This is a genomic window from Methyloversatilis sp. (assembly GCF_030698125.1).
Lineage (GTDB): Bacteria > Pseudomonadota > Gammaproteobacteria > Burkholderiales > Rhodocyclaceae > Methyloversatilis.
In genome coordinates this window covers 25,996-46,068 of record NZ_JAUYNV010000016.1, presented here as the reverse complement: position 1 = coordinate 46,068, position 20,073 = coordinate 25,996, and the positions used below count along the sequence as shown (strand labels likewise).

General features: G+C 66.5%; 21 protein-coding genes. 10 read left to right on the top strand and 11 right to left on the bottom strand.

Annotated elements, in window-relative coordinates; translation table 11 throughout:
- Positions 1-193 precede the first annotated feature (193 nt).
- The 3 genes from glnE to Q8Q80_RS06650 all read left to right on the top strand — a co-directional run bounded on the left by glnE (position 194) and on the right by Q8Q80_RS06650 (position 4,406).
- Positions 194-2,929, top strand: a complete 2,736-nt coding sequence (gene glnE, locus Q8Q80_RS06660; RefSeq protein ID WP_305632171.1) for a bifunctional [glutamate--ammonia ligase]-adenylyl-L-tyrosine phosphorylase/[glutamate--ammonia-ligase] adenylyltransferase — start codon at positions 194-196, stop codon at positions 2,927-2,929.
- A gap of 36 nt (positions 2,930-2,965) precedes the next feature.
- Positions 2,966-3,334, top strand: coding sequence for a hypothetical protein (locus Q8Q80_RS06655; RefSeq protein WP_305632170.1), 369 nt, complete (start codon positions 2,966-2,968; stop codon positions 3,332-3,334).
- 97 nt (positions 3,335-3,431) lie between these two features.
- Positions 3,432-4,406, top strand: a complete 975-nt coding sequence (locus Q8Q80_RS06650; protein ID WP_305632169.1) for a sulfite exporter TauE/SafE family protein — start codon at positions 3,432-3,434, stop codon at positions 4,404-4,406.
- 96 nt (positions 4,407-4,502) lie between these two features.
- On the opposite strand, the gene Q8Q80_RS06645 is transcribed toward Q8Q80_RS06650, so the two are convergent.
- Positions 4,503-5,201, bottom strand: coding sequence for a VIT family protein (locus Q8Q80_RS06645; RefSeq protein ID WP_305632168.1), 699 nt, complete (start codon positions 5,199-5,201; stop codon positions 4,503-4,505).
- A 70-nt stretch (positions 5,202-5,271) separates the two neighbouring features.
- On the opposite strand from Q8Q80_RS06645, the gene Q8Q80_RS06640 reads away from it, so the two are divergent.
- On the top strand, positions 5,272-5,988 hold the full coding sequence (locus tag Q8Q80_RS06640) for a rhodanese domain-containing protein (protein WP_305632167.1): 717 nt from the start codon (positions 5,272-5,274) through the stop codon (positions 5,986-5,988).
- Positions 5,989-6,022: 34 nt separating this feature from the next.
- Here the strand turns inward: Q8Q80_RS06640 and Q8Q80_RS06635 are convergent, their stop codons facing one another.
- A complete protein-coding gene (locus Q8Q80_RS06635; protein ID WP_305632166.1) occupies positions 6,023-6,952 on the bottom strand; it encodes a DUF808 domain-containing protein in 930 nt (309 codons plus the stop codon).
- A 225-nt stretch (positions 6,953-7,177) separates the two neighbouring features.
- Between Q8Q80_RS06635 and Q8Q80_RS06630 the strand changes: the two genes are divergently transcribed.
- Positions 7,178-7,327: a hypothetical protein gene (locus Q8Q80_RS06630; protein ID WP_305632165.1), complete on the top strand. Its 150-nt coding sequence runs from the start codon at positions 7,178-7,180 to the stop codon at positions 7,325-7,327.
- A gap of 23 nt (positions 7,328-7,350) precedes the next feature.
- Positions 7,351-7,890 (top strand): glycine zipper 2TM domain-containing protein, encoded by a 540-nt coding sequence (locus tag Q8Q80_RS06625; RefSeq protein ID WP_305632164.1) that lies wholly within the window; start codon positions 7,351-7,353, stop codon positions 7,888-7,890.
- A gap of 38 nt (positions 7,891-7,928) precedes the next feature.
- Here Q8Q80_RS06625 and Q8Q80_RS06620 read toward each other — a convergent pair whose 3' ends face one another.
- The gene (locus Q8Q80_RS06620; protein ID WP_305632163.1) at positions 7,929-8,558 is read right to left on the bottom strand and encodes a trimeric intracellular cation channel family protein; all 630 of its coding nucleotides are present in this window, start codon (positions 8,556-8,558) and stop codon (positions 7,929-7,931) included.
- A gap of 114 nt (positions 8,559-8,672) precedes the next feature.
- On the bottom strand, positions 8,673-9,095 hold the full coding sequence (locus tag Q8Q80_RS06615; RefSeq protein ID WP_305632162.1) for a cyclic nucleotide-binding/CBS domain-containing protein: 423 nt from the start codon (positions 9,093-9,095) through the stop codon (positions 8,673-8,675).
- Between the two features lie 145 nt (positions 9,096-9,240).
- Here Q8Q80_RS06615 and Q8Q80_RS06610 point away from each other — a divergent pair, with 145 nt between their 5' ends.
- From Q8Q80_RS06610 to Q8Q80_RS06600, 3 genes are all read left to right on the top strand, one after another.
- Entirely contained in the window at positions 9,241-10,164 is a 924-nt protein-coding gene (locus tag Q8Q80_RS06610) for a DMT family transporter (RefSeq protein WP_305632161.1), read from the top strand.
- A gap of 117 nt (positions 10,165-10,281) precedes the next feature.
- Positions 10,282-10,512 (top strand): CopG family transcriptional regulator, encoded by a 231-nt coding sequence (locus Q8Q80_RS06605; RefSeq protein ID WP_305632160.1) that lies wholly within the window; start codon positions 10,282-10,284, stop codon positions 10,510-10,512.
- Between the two features lie 23 nt (positions 10,513-10,535).
- Positions 10,536-10,943, top strand: coding sequence for a type II toxin-antitoxin system VapC family toxin (locus Q8Q80_RS06600; protein WP_305632158.1), 408 nt, complete (start codon positions 10,536-10,538; stop codon positions 10,941-10,943).
- A gap of 190 nt (positions 10,944-11,133) precedes the next feature.
- Here Q8Q80_RS06600 and ssb read toward each other — a convergent pair whose 3' ends face one another.
- The 5 genes from ssb to Q8Q80_RS06580 all read right to left on the bottom strand — a co-directional run bounded on the left by ssb (position 11,134) and on the right by Q8Q80_RS06580 (position 14,192).
- A complete protein-coding gene (gene ssb, locus Q8Q80_RS06595; RefSeq protein WP_305632157.1) occupies positions 11,134-11,652 on the bottom strand; it encodes a single-stranded DNA-binding protein in 519 nt (172 codons plus the stop codon).
- 121 nt (positions 11,653-11,773) lie between these two features.
- Complete coding sequence (locus tag Q8Q80_RS06590) at positions 11,774-13,123, bottom strand: MFS transporter (RefSeq protein ID WP_371132716.1); 1,350 nt, start codon at positions 13,121-13,123, stop codon at positions 11,774-11,776.
- Between the two features lie 228 nt (positions 13,124-13,351).
- Complete coding sequence (locus Q8Q80_RS19790) at positions 13,352-13,675, bottom strand: PEP-CTERM sorting domain-containing protein (protein ID WP_371132710.1); 324 nt, start codon at positions 13,673-13,675, stop codon at positions 13,352-13,354.
- A complete protein-coding gene (locus tag Q8Q80_RS06585) occupies positions 13,641-13,931 on the bottom strand; it encodes a type II toxin-antitoxin system RelE/ParE family toxin (RefSeq protein WP_305632155.1) in 291 nt (96 codons plus the stop codon). The genes Q8Q80_RS19790 and Q8Q80_RS06585 overlap by 35 nt, the downstream gene beginning before the upstream one ends.
- Positions 13,932-14,192 (bottom strand): type II toxin-antitoxin system ParD family antitoxin, encoded by a 261-nt coding sequence (locus Q8Q80_RS06580; protein ID WP_305632268.1) that lies wholly within the window; start codon positions 14,190-14,192, stop codon positions 13,932-13,934.
- A gap of 369 nt (positions 14,193-14,561) precedes the next feature.
- Here Q8Q80_RS06580 and uvrA point away from each other — a divergent pair, with 369 nt between their 5' ends.
- Complete coding sequence (gene uvrA, locus Q8Q80_RS06575; RefSeq protein WP_305632267.1) at positions 14,562-17,411, top strand: excinuclease ABC subunit UvrA; 2,850 nt, start codon at positions 14,562-14,564, stop codon at positions 17,409-17,411.
- 386 nt (positions 17,412-17,797) lie between these two features.
- On the opposite strand, the gene Q8Q80_RS06570 is transcribed toward uvrA, so the two are convergent.
- Together Q8Q80_RS06570 and Q8Q80_RS06565 are read right to left on the bottom strand one after the other, a co-directional pair.
- Positions 17,798-18,445, bottom strand: coding sequence for a response regulator transcription factor (locus tag Q8Q80_RS06570; RefSeq protein ID WP_305632154.1), 648 nt, complete (start codon positions 18,443-18,445; stop codon positions 17,798-17,800).
- Complete coding sequence (locus Q8Q80_RS06565; protein WP_305632153.1) at positions 18,442-19,941, bottom strand: sensor histidine kinase; 1,500 nt, start codon at positions 19,939-19,941, stop codon at positions 18,442-18,444. The genes Q8Q80_RS06570 and Q8Q80_RS06565 overlap by 4 nt, the downstream gene beginning before the upstream one ends.
- Positions 19,942-20,073: the final 132 nt, after the last annotated feature.

The window sequence follows — 20,073 nt, the reverse complement described above, 5'->3', positions numbered from 1 at the left end:
AGATCAGGGCCTGCAGTCAACAGGAGGATGACTGCGTTTGTGGGACGATGCGGGAGTTTACCCGCAACGTCGCACCCGGCGCGTTTTGTAGGGAGTCCTTACAACAGGCGCGCAAGGCGCCGGGCGGGCCGATGCACCGGGCCCGGCGCGTGCGCCGACCCCGCCTTGTCACGACCGACCGCAGAGACGACACATGGACGCACCCACCGCCATTGCCCACGCCCGACGGCACAGCCGCTACCTCGACCGTCTGCTCGATGCCCGACCGGCGCTGATCAACGCGCTGACCGACACCCTGCAGGCGCATGCCAGTGCGGCTGTTCTCGAAGACTGGCTGGCGCAGACGCCATTCGAGACGGGCGACGAAGCCGGCATCAAGCGCGCGCTGCGCCTCCTGCGTGCCCGCACGATGGCCCATCTCATCGTGCGCGATCTGGCTGGCCTGGCCGACCTGGACGAAGTCACCGAGGGCATGACGCTGCTGGCCGAACTGACGGTGCGCGTGGCGGCCGATCAGGCGCGCATCCCGCTCGTTGCGCGTTTCGGCGAGCCGCGCGGCGAAACGGAAGACGGCAGCGCCGGCGCCGTGCAGCCCTTCATCTGCATCGGCATGGGCAAACTGGGCGGGCGCGAGCTGAACGTCAGTTCCGACGTCGATTTCATCTTCGTCTATCCGGAAAGCGGTGAAACCGATGCCGACACGCCCAACGGGCTCGGCAAGCACATCGACAATTTCGATTTCTTCACGCGGCTGAGCCGCAAGGTGATCGAACTGCTGTCCGAAGTGACCGCCGACGGCTTCGTGTTCCGGGTCGACATGCGGCTGCGCCCGAATGGCGACAGCGGCCCGCTGGCGGTCAGTTTCGACATGCTCGAAAACTACTTCTTCACCCAGGGCCGCGAGTGGGAACGCTATGCCTGGATCAAGGCGCGCGCGCTGACCGGCAGCCGGCACGACGAGCTCGAGTCGCTGCGCAAGCCGTTCGTGTTCCGCAAATACCTCGATTTCGGCGCCATCAACGCGATGCGCGACCTGCACGCGCAGATCCGCCGCGAAGTGGCGCGGCGCGACATGGCAGACAACGTGAAGCTCGGCCCGGGCGGCATCCGCGAGATCGAATTCATCGCCCAGGTGTTCCAGCTGATCCGCGGCGGCCGCGAGAGCGCGCTGCAGATCCGGCCAACCCAGAAGGTGCTGGACCGGCTGGCGATGCGCGGCGTGATGACCGAAGAGGCGGTGGACGAACTGCACGCCGCCTACGTGTTCCTGCGCCGGCTGGAACACCGGCTGCAGTACCTCGACGACGCGCAGACGCACAAGCTGCCGGCCGACCCCGCCGACCAGTCGCTGATCGCCAGCGCGATGGGGTTCGACGACTACGCGGGCCTGCTGACCGAACTCGATGCGCACCGCGGCCGGGTCAGCCGTCACTTCGACGCCGTGTTCGGCGCGCAGGAATCGGACACCTCCGCGCCGCGCGCGCTGTGGCAGGACGCCGACCAGGGCGACGACTGCCGCAGCGCACTCGCCGCCATGGGCTTCAGCGAGCCGGAAGACCTGTCGAACAGGCTTGCTGCGTTCAAGTCAGGCAGCCGCTACCGGCAACTGCCCGACACGTCGCGCAGCCGGGTCGACGCGCTGGTACCCAAACTGCTCGAAGTGTGTCGCGAAACACCTCACCCGACGGCGACCGCGCTGCGCGGGCTTGATCTTCTGGAAGCAATCAGCCGGCGCGCCGCCTACCTGGCGCTGCTGGCAGAATTTCCGCAGGCACTCGGCCAGGTGGCACGGCTGATCGGTGCGTCGAGCTGGGCCGCCGGCTATCTGGTGCGCCACCCCATCCTGCTCGACGAATTGCTGGACGCCCGGCTGCTGACCGCCGAACCGGAGTGGCCGGCCTTCGAAGCGGCGTTGCGCGTGCAGCTCGACGATCTGGGCGACGACACCGAACGCCAGATGGACACCATGCGCGACGCCCACCATGCGCAGGTATTCCGGCTGCTGGCGCGCGATCTGGCGGGCGAACTGTCGGTCGAGCGGCTGTCCGACCACCTGTCGGCGCTGGCCGACGTGATGCTGCGCGTCACGCTCGACCTGTGCTGGCGCAAGCTGGCGCGGCGCCATCGCGACACACCGCGCTTCGCGGTCATCAGCTACGGCAAGCTGGGCGGCAAGGAGCTGGGTTACGCGTCCGATCTGGACGTGATCTTCCTGTTCGACGACGACCACGAATCGGCGCCCGAAATCTACGCCCGGCTGGCGCAGCGCCTGCTGACCTGGCTGTCCAGCCACACCAGCGCCGGCACGCTGTTCGAAACCGACACCCGCCTGCGACCGAATGGCGAATCCGGCCTGCTGGTCAGTTCGGTCGAAGCCTTCCGCGACTATCAGCAAAAATCCGCCTGGGTGTGGGAGCACCAGGCGCTCACCCGCGCCCGCTTTTCGGCCGGCGATGCACAGGTCGGCGAGCAGTTCGAAGCCATCCGCAACGAGGTGCTGACGCGCGACCGCGACCTCTCGACGCTGCGGCGCGAGGTGCTCGACATGCGGCGCAAGATGCGCGAAGGCCATGCCAACAAATCCGACCTGTTCGACATCAAGCACGATCCGGGCGGCCTGATCGACCTCGAATTCGCGGTGCAGTACCTGGTGCTGGCCTACGCATCGCGTTACCCCGAACTGACCGGAAACCTCGGCAACATCGCGCTGCTGCGCATTGCCTCGCAGGTCGGCCTGCTGCCGGCGCTGGACGCGGTCGCCGCCGGCAACGCCTATCGCCGCCTGCGGCATCTGCAGCATGGCCTGCGCCTGAACGACGCGCCGAAGGCGCGCGTCGACCCGGCGCAGGTGGTCGTCGAGCGAGCTGCCATCACTGCGGTCTGGACGCGGCTGTTTCCGGGTGCCGCGAACTTGACCACCCCGCCCTGACTCAAACGATCATGAAACGATGCCGGAGCACCCGAAATGCCGAATAGCCGCTGGATACTTGTCGCCCTGCTTGCCGTGATGCTGGGTGGCTGCGCGACCTACCCGCCGCGCCCGCCAGCACCGACCACCGATGAAATCGTGCAGATGTCGAAGGACGGGCTGACGCCGGCCGAAATCATCCAGCGCATCGACGAAAGCGGCGGCCTGTATGCGCTGAAGGCATCGGAACTGGCCAATCTGCGCGAACTGGGTGTGTCCGACGAGGTGATCGACCACATGCAGGTCACACTGCTCGAAGCCACCCGGGCGCGCGAGGCCATGCGCGAACGCGAACGCATGTGGATGTTCGGCTACCCCGGCTACCCGGGTTATCCATGGGGCTATTGGCGCCGGCCGTTCTACTGATGGCAAATGCTTTTCCGACCTATCGTTAGAATCAAATATCACTTTTTGAGATAAGCATTGCTGGCTAGACTGCGCCCTCCTCTAGGAGTGCAGCGCAGTGAAAATCCGCCACATCGACACCCGACCGACCGCCGTCGGGCAAGCCCACGAAGCCCTCGGCCTGCCGCCGGTCGAACAGGTCATCGACCGCGCCCAGGCGCATCCGCTGGTCACCGTCGCCACCTGGCTGATCGGCTTCACGCTGTTCGGCCTCGCCACGGTCCTGCTGGTGCGCGGTCTTCCGGTGAGCGATCCGGCCGCGGCGCTGGCCATCGTCATCGAGGTCGTCACATCGGAGGAATTCCTCACGGCTGCCGCCGTCGGTTTCATCGCGCAGAGCATCGACGGTGCACTCGGCATGGCTTACGGCATTTCCGCCACCACCTTCCTGCTCGGCACCGGGGCGTCCCCCGCGGTGGCCAGCGCAAGCGTGCACATCGCTGAAATCTTCACCACCGGACTGTCCGGCCTGTCGCACCTGCGGCTGGGAAATGTCGATCGCAAGCTGATGCTGCGTCTGCTGGTGCCCGGCGTGATCGGTGGGGTGCTGGGCGCGCTTTTCGTCACCCAGCTCGATGGCGCGGCGCTCAAGCCCTGGATTTCCGGTTACCTGCTGCTGATGGGTGTCTATGTGCTGACCAAGGCCTGGCGCCACCGTCGCAAGCCGGCGCAGGAACCGAAGCACGTCGCCAAACTGGCCCTGTTCGGCGGTTTTGTCGATGCAGCCGGCGGCGGCGGCTGGGGCCCGGTGGTCACCACCAGTCTGGTCGGTGCCGGCCAGGACCCGCGACGCACCATCGGTTCGGTGAATTTCGCCGAGTTCTTCATCGCCATCGCCAGCGCCGGCGCCTTCGTGCTGTTCATCGACGCCGCACCGTGGGCCACCGTCGCCGGGCTGGTGGCGGGCGGCATGTTCGCCGCGCCGCTGGCCGCCTTCCTGTGCCGCGCCCTGCCGGCGCGCGCGCTGCTCGTGCTGGTCGGCCTGCTGATCAGCGCGCTCAGTGCCTACAACCTGGTGAAGGCGCTCGGATGAGCGGGGTTGCGCGACGAAAGCGTCAAGTGGCGAGGGTTGAAACGAGGCGTCAGACCGAGACTTGAATCGTGGTCGCCTCGACGACTCGGACCCGGCTCAGACGGCAACACCGAACCAGGATCCGACCAGCGCAGTCAGCCCCATGGCTGCCGCGCCCCAGAAAGTGACGCGCAGCGCGCCACGCAACGGTGACGCACCGCCGACCCGCGCCGCCACGGCGCCCAGCCCCATCAGCGAAACCAGCGACGCGACGGTCACGGCCGTCGTCATGGCGTCTTCCGTCGCCAGCACGACGGCGAGCAGGGGAATGCCGGCGCCCGCCGCAAAGGCCAGCGCCGATGTCAGCGCGGCCTGCAGCGGACGCGCCTGACCATCGACCGGAATCCCCAGTTCGTCACGCGCATGCGCTTGCAGCGCGTCACGTTCCATCAGCTGGCGCGCCACTTCGTCGGCGGTCGACGGATCGAGCCCTCGCCCGACGTAGATAGCGGCGAGTTCGCTCATTTCATGCACCGGATCATTCTCCTGCTCGCGCCGCTCCTGCTCGATGTCCGCCCGTTCCGTGTCCGCCTGCGAATGGACCGACACGTATTCGCCGGCCGCCATCGACATGGCTCCGGCCACCAGTCCGGCCACGCCGGTCAGCAGCACGACCTGCGGCGTCGCATTCGCGGCGGCTACGCCAGCGATCAGGCTGGCGGTCGACACCACACCGTCGTTGGCGCCCAGGACGGCGGCACGCAGCCAGCCGCTGCGGTGGCTGCGATGCATTTCCTTGCGCGGAGCACGAGTCATCAAGGTTCAGCCTTCAATAGTGTGTCCAGACCACACGGTATACTTTCTGACCGTCCTGATTGAGTCACTCATGTCCCGTTTCGCCAACATTGCCGCCTATCGCTTCATACGACTGGACGAGCGCGATGCGCTGCGAGCGCGCATCCACGAAGCCGCGCACTCTCGCGGCCTGCTGGGCACGGTGCTGCTGGCGACTGAAGGCATCAACCTGTTTCTGGCCGGCGCGGCCGACAACCTGCGCGCCTTCCTTGCCGAACTGGCGGAAGATCCGCGTCTTGCCGGGCTTGACGCGAAATGGAGCTATTCGGACGCGGTGCCTTTCAAACGCCTGCGCGTGCGCCTGAAGAAGGAGATCGTCACCGTCGGCGCGCCGGATTTCGATCCGGCCGAGACGCCGGCGCCCTACCTGCCGCCGGCGGAACTGAAGCGCTGGTACGACGAAGGCCGCCGTTTCGTCATCATCGACACGCGCAACCGCTGGGAAGTGGAACAGGGCAGTTTCGACCAGGCACTCGACCCGGGTGTCGACAGCTTCGGCCAGTTCCCGGCGGCGCTCGAGCAGTATGCCAACCTGAAGGACACGCCCATCGTCACCTTCTGCACCGGCGGCATCCGCTGCGAAAAGGCCGCGCCGCTGATGAAGAAGGCCGGCTTCACGCAGGTATATCAGCTCGAGGGCGGCATCCTGCGCTACTTCGAAGAGGTGGGCGGCGCCCACTGGCACGGCAACTGCGTCGTGTTCGACGACCGCGGCGCACTGAAGCCCGACCTCAGTCCGGCTGGCTGAGCGCGCGGGCGCTGTCCGCGAGAACAGACCGTTGTTATGCGCCCCTGGCGCCGCGCAGCTTCTTCACGCCCAGCACGACGGCCAGCGTAAGCGCGCCGGCGACGATGCCGGTCAGCGCGTCGGCAATGAAGGGCAGCAGAACGCCGGCCACCGTGCCCGCAGACTGCGCCACCGTTTCGGTCAGGTGTCCGATTGCGTCGTGCAGCGGCGCAATGCCGTGCGTCAGGATGCCGCCGCCGACCAGGAACATCGCGGCCGTGCCGGCCACCGACAGGAATTTCATCAGCCAGGGCGCAGCGGCGACGATGCCGCGGCCGAAGGCGCGCAGCGGCGCCGAGCCCGAACGGCTGAGGTAAAGCCCGCCGTCATCCAGCTTCACGATACCTGCCACCAGACCGTACACGCCGACGGTCATGATGGCGGCGATGCCGGCCACCACGGCGACCTGGGTGCCGAATGGCGCATCGGCAACGGTGCCCAGCGTGATGGCGATGATTTCTGCCGACAGGATGAAGTCGGTCCGTATCGCGCCCTTGATCTTGTCCTTTTCCAGCGCCACCAGATCGACTTCGGCACCAGCCAGCGCCGCCAGGTGTTCCTTGCGCGTCGCCACATCCTCGTCCGGGCTGTGCAGGAATCCATGGGCAAGTTTCTCGAAGCCTTCGTAACAGAGGAACAGCCCGCCCACCATCAGCAGCGGCGTGACCGCCGCCGGCACGAAAGCACTGATGGCCAGCGCCGCCGGCACGAGAATGAGCTTGTTGCGCATCGAACCCAGCGCCACCGCCCACACCACCGGCAGCTCGCGGTCGGCCTTGACGCCGGCGACCTGCTGCGCGTTCAGCGCCAGATCGTCACCCAGCACGCCGGCGGTCTTTTTCGCGGCAACTTTGGTCAGTACCGATACGTCGTCAAGCACGCTGGCGATGTCGTCGATCAGTGCAAGAAGGCTGGCGCCAGCCATATCGATATTCCGTTGTGAAGGTTTGCCGCGCGGATCCGTGCGGCATGCGACGCGCCGCATCCTACCCGAAGACCCGTTCCATATGCGCTGCACATTCTTGTAGGACGGGGCCGACAGCGGGTGCGCCCGATGCTGACGGGTTGCCCGCAGCGCCACTCTTAAGCTCTGGTCACGGCTTCATGCCATCCACTTCCCCACGCGATTGAATACCGACCGGAGACATCGATGTCCGCAGCACAACTTCTGATGTGCGCACTGATGGTGATCGCCACCGTCGCGCTGATCGTCACCGGCCCGGACGAGGGTCCCGTCGAACAGGCCGCCGCAGCGGCCAGCGAAAGCCTGCTGTCACTGACCCGGATCCTGAATCACTGAACCTGACCACGAGGCCGACCATCATGAAACAGACCGCCCGAAAAATCGTCGGCAGCGCCGGCCTGATCAGTTGTTGCGTCATGCTCGCCGCGTGCGATCCGCAATCCACCTTCCCGATCGGCCCGCAATCCGGCGCCGCGGAGCCGGAGAAGCAGGAACGAGCGGCCACGGTCATCCGGAAATCGGCTGAGCCCCGAACGGTCGCTGCAACGCCGGCACCGGCCGTACGCGCGGATCTGGGTGAAGTGATCGCAGTGGAGCCCATCGTGGCTGAAGGTGAAGCCAGCGGTGTGGGTGCAGCCGTTGGCGGAGTGGTGGGTGGCCTGCTCGGCAACCAGATCGGCAGCGGCAGCGGCCGCAAGGTCGCCACGGCCGTCGGCGCAGTCGGTGGTGCGGTCGCCGGCCACACGATCGAAAAGAACCGCAACGAACATGTATCCGGCTACCGCATCAGCGTGCGCATGGATACCGGCGAGCAGCGCAGCTTCACCGAAGGCGCCGATACCGCCGTGCGCGCCGGAGACCGGGTGCGCGTGGTCGACGGCAGCCTGCAGCGCAACTGACGTCCGCAGTTGACGTCAGTCCGCAGGCGCCCCGGTGATCAGTCCTCGCGCCAGCCCGGGACCGACCAGCCGGTCAGCACCGCCAGCAGTCGCAGACCGGCGATCAGCACCACCGCGACACCGAGCGACACCAGCGGCGTGACGGCGAGCGCATTCATGCCGAGATACGCCCAGGCGCCGACGAAGGCGCACAGCGCATACGGACGATGGTCGCGGAACACGTAAGGCACTTCGTTGCAGATCACGTCCCGCATGACGCCGCCGAAGACGCCGGTGATGACGCCCATCATCGCCGACACGAACACCGGCATGCCTGCCTCGTAAGCCAGGCCGACGCCGGTCACCGTGAACAGCCCCAAGCCGAGCGCGTCCGGAATCAGGATGGCGCGTTCGGTGAAATGGTGGTGGCGCGCGCGCAGCCAGGGCACGGCCGCCAGCGACAGCAGGAAGATCAGCCACACATGGGCCTGGTGTTCGACCCAGAAGAAGGGCCGGCGATCGAGCAGCACGTCGCGCACCGTACCGCCGCCGAACGCGGTGATGAAGGCAACTGCGAACACCCCGACCACGTCCATGCGACGGCGCGCCGCCTCGATGAAACCGGACAGCGCAAACGCAAGGGTGGCCGCGAATTCGATCGCGGCGATCAGGAGCTGGAATCTGGGCATCGCGCGATTCTAGGGTCTGTCGACATTGAATTGCGGGCCGCGCGCGCGCCGCCTTCGCTACGCCCAAGGCGCGGGCGGGGCGGGAAGTCCCCGGATCGCCCGCGCCGCCTTCAGTCAGCAGATACGTTCCCACAGGCTGGTTTCGTCGCCCAGACGTTCGAACTCCACGCCATTGAAGTCGCCGCGCGACACCACGCCGAGAATGCGCCCGTCCTCGACCACCGGCAGGTGACGGTAGCCGCCGTCACTCATCGCGCGCAACGCGTCGAGCGAGGTTTCGGCCGGACCGATGGTGCGCGGATCCGGCGTCATTGCGACCGCCAGGCGGGTTTTCGGACCATCGTGGGCCTCGGCCAGAATGCGCACAGCATCCCGGCCAGTGAAAATACCGGCCAGCGCCCCCTGGTCATCGACGACCAGCACGGCGCCGACGCGGCGCTCCCACATGCGGCGGCAGGCGTCGCCAACCGTCTCACCAGTGGTCAGCAACAGCGGATCCTGGTCCTTGATGACAAGTCCGATGCAACGTTTTTTCATGTCTGCTCCCGCTTCAGTCGGAGCCCATGCTCCGTAACCGAACAATAGTCCGGACTACGTTCCATTTCTTGAGCCTGATCAGCTTCCGGCCCTGCCGGGCGCCGGGTCGGCTAAGCTCTCGCCCGCCCGTCAGCTCGTTCACATCATGAGTGCCACCGAAGCCTCCCCGTCATCCCGCCTGGGCGGCTATCTCGCCGCCGCCGGCACCGTCGCCATCTGGACCGGCTTCATCCTCGTGTCACGCATGGGCGGAAAAAGTGCGCTGACGCCCTACGACACGCTGGCGCTGCGTCTGGGCACGGCCGCATTGCTCCTGCTGCCATTCGCCGGCAGCCTGCCGCGCGGCGCCTGGCGCGACGGCAGGCTGTGGGCGCTGGCCATGATGGGTGGCCTGCTGTACGGCGTGCTCGCATTCGCTGCATTCAAGTTCGCCCCGGCCGCCCACGGCGCCATCCTGCTGCCCGGCATGCAGCCCTTCCTGATCGCCGCCGTCGCCTGGGCAATCAGCGGCGCGCGGCCAGGCGGCGCCAGCGTCGCCGGGCTGGTGTTCATCGCTGTGGGCATCGCCTGCGTGACGCGACACGAACTGGTCGGCCACGGCAACTGGACGCCCGAACTGCTGATCGGCGACGCACTGCTGCTCGGCAGTTCGCTCGCCTGGGCGATCTACTCGGTGCTGGCCAGGAAATGGGCCTACGACCCGTGGACGCTGACCCGCTTCGTCGCACTCGCGTCGGCCCTCGTGTTCCTGCCGGTCTACCTGCTGTGGCTGCCGAAAGCGCTCGACGCCGTACCGCCGTCGATGCTCGCGTTGCAGGGCCTTTACCAGGGCGTGGCCGTCACGATCGTCGCCATGGTGCTGTTCCTGAAAGCGGTGGCGGTACTGGGGGCACAACGCACCGGCGCACTGGTGGCACTGGTGCCGGTGCTGGCCGGCGTGATGGCCGCGCCGCTGCTCGGCGAGGCGCTGTCCGGCTGGCTGATCGCCGGCCTGCTGTTCGTGTCGGCCGGCGCCTTCGTGGCGGTCAGACCCGGGCGCGGAAAGACGAACGGTGCGTTGAAAACTTAGGCAGACGCGCAGGCGTTTGACGCGTCGTACCTGAAGCGCGCGTGAGCTTGACGCGCCCATGAGGCAACATATACTTTAAAATATACTTGCCTTGTTCAATCGTCAGGAGTCGCCGCCATGTCGCAAATCACGCTGTATCTGGACGATGCCACGCAGGCGTTGGTGGAACAGGCAGCGCAGGCCAACGGTGTATCAAAAAGCCGTTGGGTGGCCGACATCATCCGCAAGTACGCAGCCCAGGAGTGGCCGCAGGATTGTCTGGATTCAGCCGGGCGTTTTCCCGATTTTCCGTTGCACGAGGAAAGCACGGTCGCCCAGCCGGCTGACTCGCCGCGCCTGGGTTTTTGAGTGCGGGAACTGGATCGCCTGCCATGTTGATTCTCGACAGCAACACCATCAGTTACTACTTTCGCGGCGATCCTCAGGTCGTGCTGCGTCTGCAAGCGCTGTCGCCAGCTGATGTTGCCGTCCCGGCCATCGTGGAATACGAGCTTCGCTACGGTCTTTTGCGATTGCCGCCGCTGGCGGCCGTTCCCCGTCTGGCGGCATTGGCCGCCTTGCTGCGACCGATGCAGGTGTTGCCCTTCGATAGCGAGTGCGCCGCCCAGGCAGCCCGTCTGCGCACCGAACTCGAGGCAACGGGCACGCCCATCGGCCCGCACGATACGCTGATCGCAGCTACGGTATTGCGTCATCAGGCCACGCTGGTCACGCGCAATGTGCGCGAATTCTCCCGCGTACGGGGTTTGCAGTGGCTGGACTGGCACGAAGCCGATTGAGCGCCCTGAACATGCCTCCTGCGTACCCGGGCAGGCATTGTCCAACGGCCTGTTGGACAATCGTTTCGACGATGCAGCAGATTTTCCGCCAGCCAGTCGTTCACCAGCCGGCTGAACCCGCCACATCGTGCCGCGGGAAGACAAACGGCGCGCCCTGAGGCGCGCCGTCGCGGGCGTCAGACGCGCCGGATCAGAACGGGATGTCGTCGTCCATGCCGCCAAAGCCGCCCGAACTGCTGGCCGGGGCGGACTGCGGAGCGGGCTTCTGCGGCGCGCGCGCCGCGGGCGCCTGGCGCGGCGACTGATCGAAATCGTCGCCCCCGCCGGCACCGCCGCTGTAGCCTTCGTTGCCGGCACCGCCGCCGCCCATGCCCTGGCGGCTGCCCAGCATCTGCATCTGGTCGGCGCGGATTTCGGTCGTGTAGCGGTCGTTGCCGTCCTTGTCCTGCCACTTGCGGGTGCGCAGGCTGCCTTCGACGTACACCGACGAACCCTTGCGCAGATACTGGCCGGCGATTTCGGCCAGCCGGCCGAAGAAGGCAACGCGGTGCCACTCGGTCATTTCCTTCTTTTCGCCGGTCGCCTTGTCCTTCCAGCTGTCAGTCGTCGCGACGGTGATGTTGCAGATCGCGTCGCCATTCGGCGCGTAGCGGGTTTCCGGGTCTTTCCCGAGATTGCCGACCAGAATGACCTTGTTGACAGAAGCCATGATTTCTCCCCCGGAGTGTCTTGAACGTGGGCCCCGACGAGGCCCACGGACTGCATGATCAAAACGGCGCTGCGCGCCGCATCTTGCTACACGTCGGGCAGATTACGCCCTTTGCATAATTTCAGGTGCCGGCGACCGGCTGGTCGAGCAGCCTGCGCACGACGTCTTCGTCCCACAGTTCCAGATTCACCTTCAGGAAAGCCATGCGACGCTCGGCCTCGATGCGCGCTTCGCGCAGGCCGGGCAGGTCGTTGATCTGGTCACGCAGGCGGTCCAGATCGACATGGTCGCCGATCACATACTCGCGCAGCGCGACCACCGGCGGCGGCTTCATGCTGCGCGCCCACAGCAGCCACACGACCGCCAGCACGGTGCAGAACAGATAGACGCCATCTTCGCCGAAGCGCAGCGCGATTGCACCGCCGACCGCGCTGCCGGTCGCTGCACCGAAGGACTGCGCGGTATTGAACACGCCCAGCGCCGCGCCCTTGGCGTCCGGCGGCGCGATGCGCGACACCAGCGACGGCAGCGTGGCTTCGAGCAGGTTGAACGCCACGAAAAACACGAACAGGCCGCCGATCAGCACCCATGCGAGGTCGAGATGCAGCAGGAACATCACCTGCGAGGCGATCAGCGTGACGATGGACGCAAGGAAAACGGTCTTCACGCGCGACTTGCGTTCGGCCCAGATGATGGCCGGAATCATGCAGATGAAGCTGGCGATCACGATCGGGAAGTAGATCGTCCAGTGCTCGGCGACCGGCAGGTCCATCACCTGCACGAGGGCGAGCGGCACCATCAGGAACATGGCCATCTGCACCATGTGCACGACGAACATGCCGAAATTGAGGCGCATCAGCTGGCGGTCACCGAACACGCGCGCGAACGGCGCAGGCTTGGCGACCGGCGCGTGTTCCGGGTCCGGCACGATGAACAGCAGCAGCGGTATGCCGGCGAGCGCCAGGCCGCCGATCAGCAGGAAGATGCCTTCCATGCCGATCCAGCCGTACAGCGCAGGCGCCAGCACCAGCGAGCCCGCAAACACCAGGCCGATCGACGTGCCGATGACCGCCATGATCTTGGTGCGATGCTCGTCGCGCACCAGATCGGCCACCAGCGCGGTCGCCGCGGCCGAAATGGCACCGCTGCCCTGCAGGATGCGGGCGGCGATCATCCAGTTGATGTCGGGCGCCCAGGCGGCCATCGCGCTGCCGGCGGCGTACAGCAGCAGGCCGATCACGATGATGCGCTTGCGGCCGAAGCGGTCCGAGGCGGCGCCGAGCGGAATCTGCATCACGCCCTGCGACAGGCCGAACATGCCGAACGCCAGACCGACCCAGAAGATGTTGTCGCCGCCCGGCAGCGTGCGCGCGAACACCGCGAACACGGGCAGCACGAGGAACAGCCCCAGCATGCGCAGGGAAATGATGAAGGCCAGCGCAGCCCCCGCGCGCAGCTCCGTGCGGGTCATGCGGTCTTTTGTCGGGGGAGTCATGTGAGGCAGGAAAACGGTCAGCCGGGATTCTAGCAAGCCGGCAGGGTCTGCTGCGTCCGACCGGACGCTTTTCTGCGCGGCCGCGGCGCGGGCGGGCGGCATGCCAGGTCGCGCACAGCGCAACCTGATCAGGCGTCAGGTTTTTCGACCGGGGGTTACAGAGTGCTTGAGCTCGGCCCTGCACTCTGTAATAAAAGAGAAAGCTTACGAGGCGTTCGAACGGTTGCGCCGACGAGCCAGTGCGAGACCAGCCAGGCCGGCGCAGAACAACGCCGCGGCGCCGGGTTCCGGAACGGCCGCGACATCACCGGGGCGGACGGCCCAAGCGTGAAACGCGTCAGTCTTTGGGCCGAAGTATTGGCCACTTTGCTGCAGACAGGCAAAGTGTAAATTTTTCCGACAGAATGCGAGCGGCAGGTAAAGCCGTGCCGGCCAACAAGGGCCGCGCGGCTTTCGACGCCAGTCACCTTCACCGGGGGGACGATCCAGACGTTTATCGGAACTGTTCGTCGATGTCTCTCGATCCATGCAGGACTCGGACAACATCGATTCCATCGGGTGACGGTTCGAAGAAAACGACGTACCGGTCGAACGCAAGGCTTCGGATTCCGGGTGACAACTCGTCGCGAGCACGCTCCATGCGAGGTTGCGTCGCCCACAGCCTCAGGCTGTCGTCCAGCCGATCGGTCCAGCGATCGGCCTCGGCAACGCTGTGCTCGGCGATGTAGGTCCATATTTCGAGAAGATCGGCTTCCGCCATCGGACGAAGCGTGACGCGTGCCACCTACGTGGCGCTCGACTTCGCTGCCTGGCGACCACGCGCCTTCTTTTTCAGTATCGCTGCGTCCCAGGGTTCACTCGGCCCGCTGTCCAGGCCTTCGCGGACCTCGCGACGCAGTTCTGCCAGCTTCGCCTGTCGCAGACGGTCCTGGTCCTCCATCAGACGGAGGGCTTCCCGGACGACTTCGCTAGCTGACGTGTACATGCCAGAGCTCACCTTTGCCCGCACCATCTCTTCGAGTTGAGGGGTGAGGTTTACATTCATACCCATGATTCATGCCTCGTGGTCAAGAGCAGCCATCTTATCAAGGCATGTCAAAGTTTGACATGGCACGATGAGTGCCGACAGCGCCTGTTTGACGCGCAGCGTTCACGGCATTTGCCGCTCACACGAAGGCTGCGCCGGCCGGTTCGGTTTCGCTGCGGGCGGGACAAGAGCCCCGAACCGCGCCTTCGACTCCCGCAGACCGGTTCAAGACGCTGCGGTCGCACCGCATTCCGCGCTTTGGGATCGACGAGCGCCAGTCTCCGTTGTTTTGTCATCCCCGCGAATTCCCCGCGCCACCACCCGGCGTGCTCGCCTTTCCCCGGAAAATAGGTTTTCATAGCCGGTTGCATGAAACCGGGCGGGCTGATGGACTGGATACGCATTCGTGGGGCGCGCACCCACAATCTGAAGAACATCAATATAGATATCCCGCGCGACCGCCTGACGGTGATCACCGGGCTGTCGGGCTCCGGCAAGAGCTCGCTGGCGTTCGACACGCTGTATGCCGAGGGGCAGCGCCGCTACGTCGAGTCGCTGTCGGCCTACGCGCGGCAATTCCTGCAGCTGATGGAAAAGCCGGATGTCGACCTGATCGAGGGGCTGTCGCCGGCGATTTCGATCGAACAGAAGGCGACCAGCCACAATCCGCGTTCCACCGTCGGCACGGTGACCGAAATCCACGACTACCTGCGCCTCTTGTTCGCGCGCGTCGGCACGCCGCACTGCCCCGAGCATGGCGCGCCGCTGGCCGCGCAGAGCGTGTCGCAGATGGTCGATGCGGTACTCGCGATGCCGGAAGAGAGCAAGGTGGCCATCCTTGCGCCGGTGGTGAGCGAGCGCAAGGGCGAACAGGTCGAGCTGATTTCCGAACTGCGTTCGCGCGGCTTCGTGCGCGTGCGGCTCGACGGCAAGATGATGGACATCGACGCGCTGCCCAGGCTCGACAAGAACATCAAGCACACGATAGATGTCGTCGTCGACCGCCTGAAGGTACGCCCCGACATGCGCCAGCGCCTTGCCGAATCGATCGAAACTGCGCTGCAGCAAGCGGAAGGCCGCGCCATCGCGCTGGACATGGACAGCGACGCCGAACAGCTGTTTTCGGCCCGCTTCGCGTGCCCGGTGTGCGGCCACAGCGTGTCGGAACTCGAGCCGCGCTTTTTCTCGTTCAACAACCCGGCCGGCGCCTGCACCAGTTGCGACGGCCTGGGCATGGTCACCTTCTTCGACCCGGCGCGCATCGTCGCCCACCCGCACCTGTCGCTCGCCTCCGGCGCCATCCGCGGCTGGGACCGGCGCAACCAGTTCTACTTCCAGTTGCTGTCCAGTCTGGCCGGTTTCTACAAATTCGACATCGACACCCCGTTCGACGAACTCGAGGCGAAGCTGCAGGCGGTGGTGCTCGACGGTTCGGGGAAGGAACGCATCCCCTTTCGTTACCTGTCGGAGTCAGGCCGCGCGACGATACGCGAGCACGTGTTCGAAGGCGTGGTGCCGAACCTGGAACGCCGCTACCGCGAAACCGATTCGGTCGCCGTGCGCGAAGAGCTGGGCAAGTACCGCAACACCAGGGTATGCCCGGACTGCAAGGGCACGCGGCTCCGCTCCGATGCGCGCCACGTGAAGGTGGCCGATCACACGCTGCCGGAACTGGCCGGGCTGCCGCTGCGCGCCTGCAAGGCCATTTTCGATGACATGGAACTGGATGGCGCGCGCGCCGCGATCGCCGCCCGCATCATGCGCGAGGTGGCCGCACGGCTCGGCTTCCTGATCGACGTCGGACTGGACTACCTGAGCCTCGACCGCTCGGCCGAATCGCTGTCCGGCGGCGAGGCGCAGCGCATCCGGCTGGCCAGCCAGATCGGTTCCGGCCTGACCGGTGTCATGTACGTGCTCGACGAGCCGTCGATCGGCCTGCACCAGCGCGACAACGCGCGCCTGCTCGGCACGCTGTCGCGGCTGCGCGATCTCGGCAACACGGTGGTCGTGGTCGAACACGATCAGGAAGCGATCGAAATGGCCGACCACGTGGTCGACATGGGCCCCGGCGCCGGCCAGCACGGTGGCGAGGTGATCGCACAGGGCACGCCGGCCGACATCGAAGCCTGCGAAGCCAGCCTGACCGGTGCCTACCTGTCGGGCCGCAAGCAGATCGCGGTGCCGCAAACCCGCACGGCGGCGAAGGACGACTGGCTGCACATCCGCGGCGCACGCGGCAACAACCTGCGCGGCACCGACGCGGCGATCCCGGTCGGGCTGCTGACCTGCGTCACCGGCGTGTCCGGTTCGGGCAAGTCCACATTGATCAACGACACGCTGTACGCCGCAGCCGCCCACCATCTGTATGGCTCGGCCGCACTGCCGGCCGCGCACGATGCGATCGAGGGGCTGGACCTGTTCGACAAGGTGATCAATGTCGACCAGTCGCCGATCGGCCGCACGCCGCGCTCCAACCCGGCCACCTATACCGGCCTGCTGACGCCGATCCGCGAACTGTTCGCCGGCGTGCCGGAAGCGCGCTCGCGCGGCTACGGCCCGGGCCGCTTCTCGTTCAACGTGAAGGGCGGCCGCTGCGAAGCCTGCCAGGGCGACGGTCTGGTGCGCGTCGAAATGCACTTCCTGCCCGACGTGTTCGTGCCGTGCGACGTGTGCAACGGGCGCCGCTACAACCGCGAAACGCTGGACATCCGCTACAAGGGCAAGACCATTCACGATGTGCTGTCGATGAAGGTGACCGAAGCGCGCGATTTCTTCGACGCCGTGCCGACGGTGGCGCGCAAGCTGGAAACGCTGTGCGAGGTCGGGCTGGGCTACATCGGCCTCGGCCAGAGTGCGACCACGCTGTCCGGTGGCGAGGCGCAGCGCGTGAAACTGGCGCTGGAACTGTCGAAGCGCGACACCGGCCGCACGCTGTACATCCTCGACGAGCCGACCACCGGCCTGCACTTCCACGACGTGGACATGCTGCTCGGCGTGCTCGGACGGCTGCGTGACGCCGGCAATACCATCGTCGTCATCGAGCACAATCTGGACGTGATCAAGACCGCCGACTGGATCATCGACCTCGGCCCGGAAGGCGGTGCCGGCGGCGGGCGCATCGTCGCCACCGGCACGCCCGAACAGGTCGCCGCCGAGCCGGCGTCGCACACCGGACGCTATCTGGCGCCGCTGCTCGACAAGGCCGCGCCGCGCCAACCGCGTCCGGCCGCCGGCTGAGCGGCCGGGTGACGTCAGGCGATTCATTGCGCGGGTGAGCGCGGCATGTTGGGCATCGCTGCTCTCACCCCAACCTACGGGGCTGGACGATGCGTCGCGCGGGGCGGACGTGATCTTGTTGGGCATCGCTGCGCTCACCCCAACCTACAGCTCGAGACGGTGCGTCGGGCTGGATGGATGCCACTTGTCGGGCATCGCTGCGCTCACCACAACCTACGGGACTGGACGATGCGTCGGGCGGGTGAACGCAACTTGTTGGGCGTCGCTGCGCACACCCCGAACTATGGGGCCGGATGAGGCGTAGGTGGGGGTGAGCGCAGCGATGCCCAACGATCGAGCTTCGACCGTGATCGCGACGCGAGCCAACAAGTCCGGTCCGGCCTTGCTCAGTCGATCAGCTTGAGCTGGCGCGCCGCGTGCATCAGCTCGATGTCGGTCGACACGCCGAGCTTGGACTTGATCTGGTAATGGATGTTGAACACCGTCTTCACGCTGATGTGCAGCGTGTCGGCGATGTCCTCGCGTGATTTCGCGGCGACCAGCATGCGCAGGATTTCGAATTCGCGGGCGCTCAGCGCGGCCAGCGGGTTCTTCGCGCCACTGCCGGCGCGGCGCAGCGCCGCCAGTTCCGTCTGCACGTCGGGGCTCAGCGTCTGCCGGCGGTGGTACACCGCGCAGATGGCCTCGACCAGCAGGTCGGGCGGCGAGCTTTTGGTGACGTAGCCGAGCGCACCCGATTCGAGCGCCTTTTCGACGAAGGTGGCATCGCGGTGCATCGTGAAGATGAGCACGCGCGCATCGCGGTCGCGCCGCAGGATGTGCTGCAGCGTCTGGATGCCGCTGGCGCCCGGCAGCGTGATGTCCATCACCACCACGTCCGGCGCCAGTTCGACATAGAGCCTGTAAGCCTCTTCGCCCGAGCCGGCCTCGGCCGCGATGGTCAGCGGAGGATGCCGCTCGATCAGTCGCCGGTAGCCTTCGCGCACCACCGCGTGATCGTCGACCAGGAGCACGCTGACCGGTGTGTCCGTCATGCCGCGATTCCCCCATCGGTCAGTTGCCAGGGCACGACGATGTCGACCGCCAGCCCCTGCGGTTCGCGCGCCGACCACTGCACGCGACCACCGAGCGCGATCACCCTTTCCTTCACGCCGATCAGGCCGAAGCCGCCGGATTTTCCTTGCGGCGCCGGCAGGTCAGGACCGCGCACGACGCCGTCGTCGCTCACGCGCAGGCGGATGTCGTCGCTCGCCGCGCGTCGTTCCAGTTGTACGTCGACCGCAGTCGCGTCCGAATGCTTGGCCGCATTGGTCAGACATTCCTGCACGATGCGATACAGATTGATCGCGATGTCATCCGGCACGTCGGCGAAATCGCCGCTCACATCGAGCCGGTAACTGCAGCGGCCGCGCGCCTGGGCGTCCCACATGCGCACCAGCTTGTCGAGGCCGGCGATCAGCCCGTACTCGTCGAGTCCGACCGGCCGCAGGTCGCGCAGGATGCCGTGCAGCGATTCCATCATGCCGCTGACCGTGCGCAATACGGTCTGTCCGCTGGCGCGCAGCGCGGTCGGCTCGGGTTGCGGCCGCGCGGCTTCGTCCACGACGCAGGCGGCCTCGGCGCTGATCGACGCCAGGCTCTGTCCGAATTCGTCGTGCAGTTCGCGCGCCAGTCGCCGGCGCTCGCCTTCCTGCACGGTGAGCAGCATCTGCGCCAGCCGTTGCTGTTCCTGCGTCTTCTGTTTCAGATTGCCGGCCATCGCGTTGAACACCGAACCGATGCGGTCGAATTCGATCAGTTCGAAGGCCGGCAGCCGCGCGTCCAGATCGCCGCGCTCGAGCTTGCCCAGACCGTCCAGCACCGCCGCCGCCGGGCGCAGCGCGCGGCCGATGCTGAAGTAGATCAGCACATTGAACGCCAGCAATGCCAGCACCGCCCACATCAGCAGACGCGTGATTTCGTTCCACACGGCGGCACTTTCCCGATCGGCGTCGACGCGGATGAGCACTTCGCCCATCTTCAGGCCGGGCGCGCGCCCGACGTCCAGGCCGACGCCATAGGGCTGGTACCACAGCACACGCCGCCCCACCTTCACGCCGGGCGCTTCGCCGCCGTCGACGACGGTTTCGGCACCGCGATCGATGCGCCGGTTCAACATGTAGCGGATCAGTTCGCGGAACCATGCGGGTGCCTGCGCAGTGTCCTGCGCCGGCGGCGCCTGCTGCTGACAACTGTTGGCGGACAGCGAACCTTCGAGGTCGAAGTACTGCACGCACAGTCGCGTCACTTCGGAAAATTCGGCGAAGCGCGCGAGGTCGGGCTTGCCGATATTCAGTTCGAGCCCGCTCAACTGGCGCGACATCTGGTCGGTGATCAGCCGCGATACCAGATCGGCGTTGCGCACCGCCTCGGCCTGCAGCCGCGTCGTCGTGCGCCAGATCAGGCCGGCCGACGCGAGCGCACCGATCGCCACGGCGAGCAGCGTGATGCGCAGCATCAGCGTCAGTTTCAGGTTGGTGCCACGCTTCATCACCGGAGTTTAGCCGCACGCACCGCGGGCATCTTGCCCGCGCGCCCACCGACCCTCGGTCGGCGCCGGCTTCGTCCCGCCAGGCGCTGATGAAGGTGGTGCCGATACCGGCCACCGGATCGCAGATCGGTA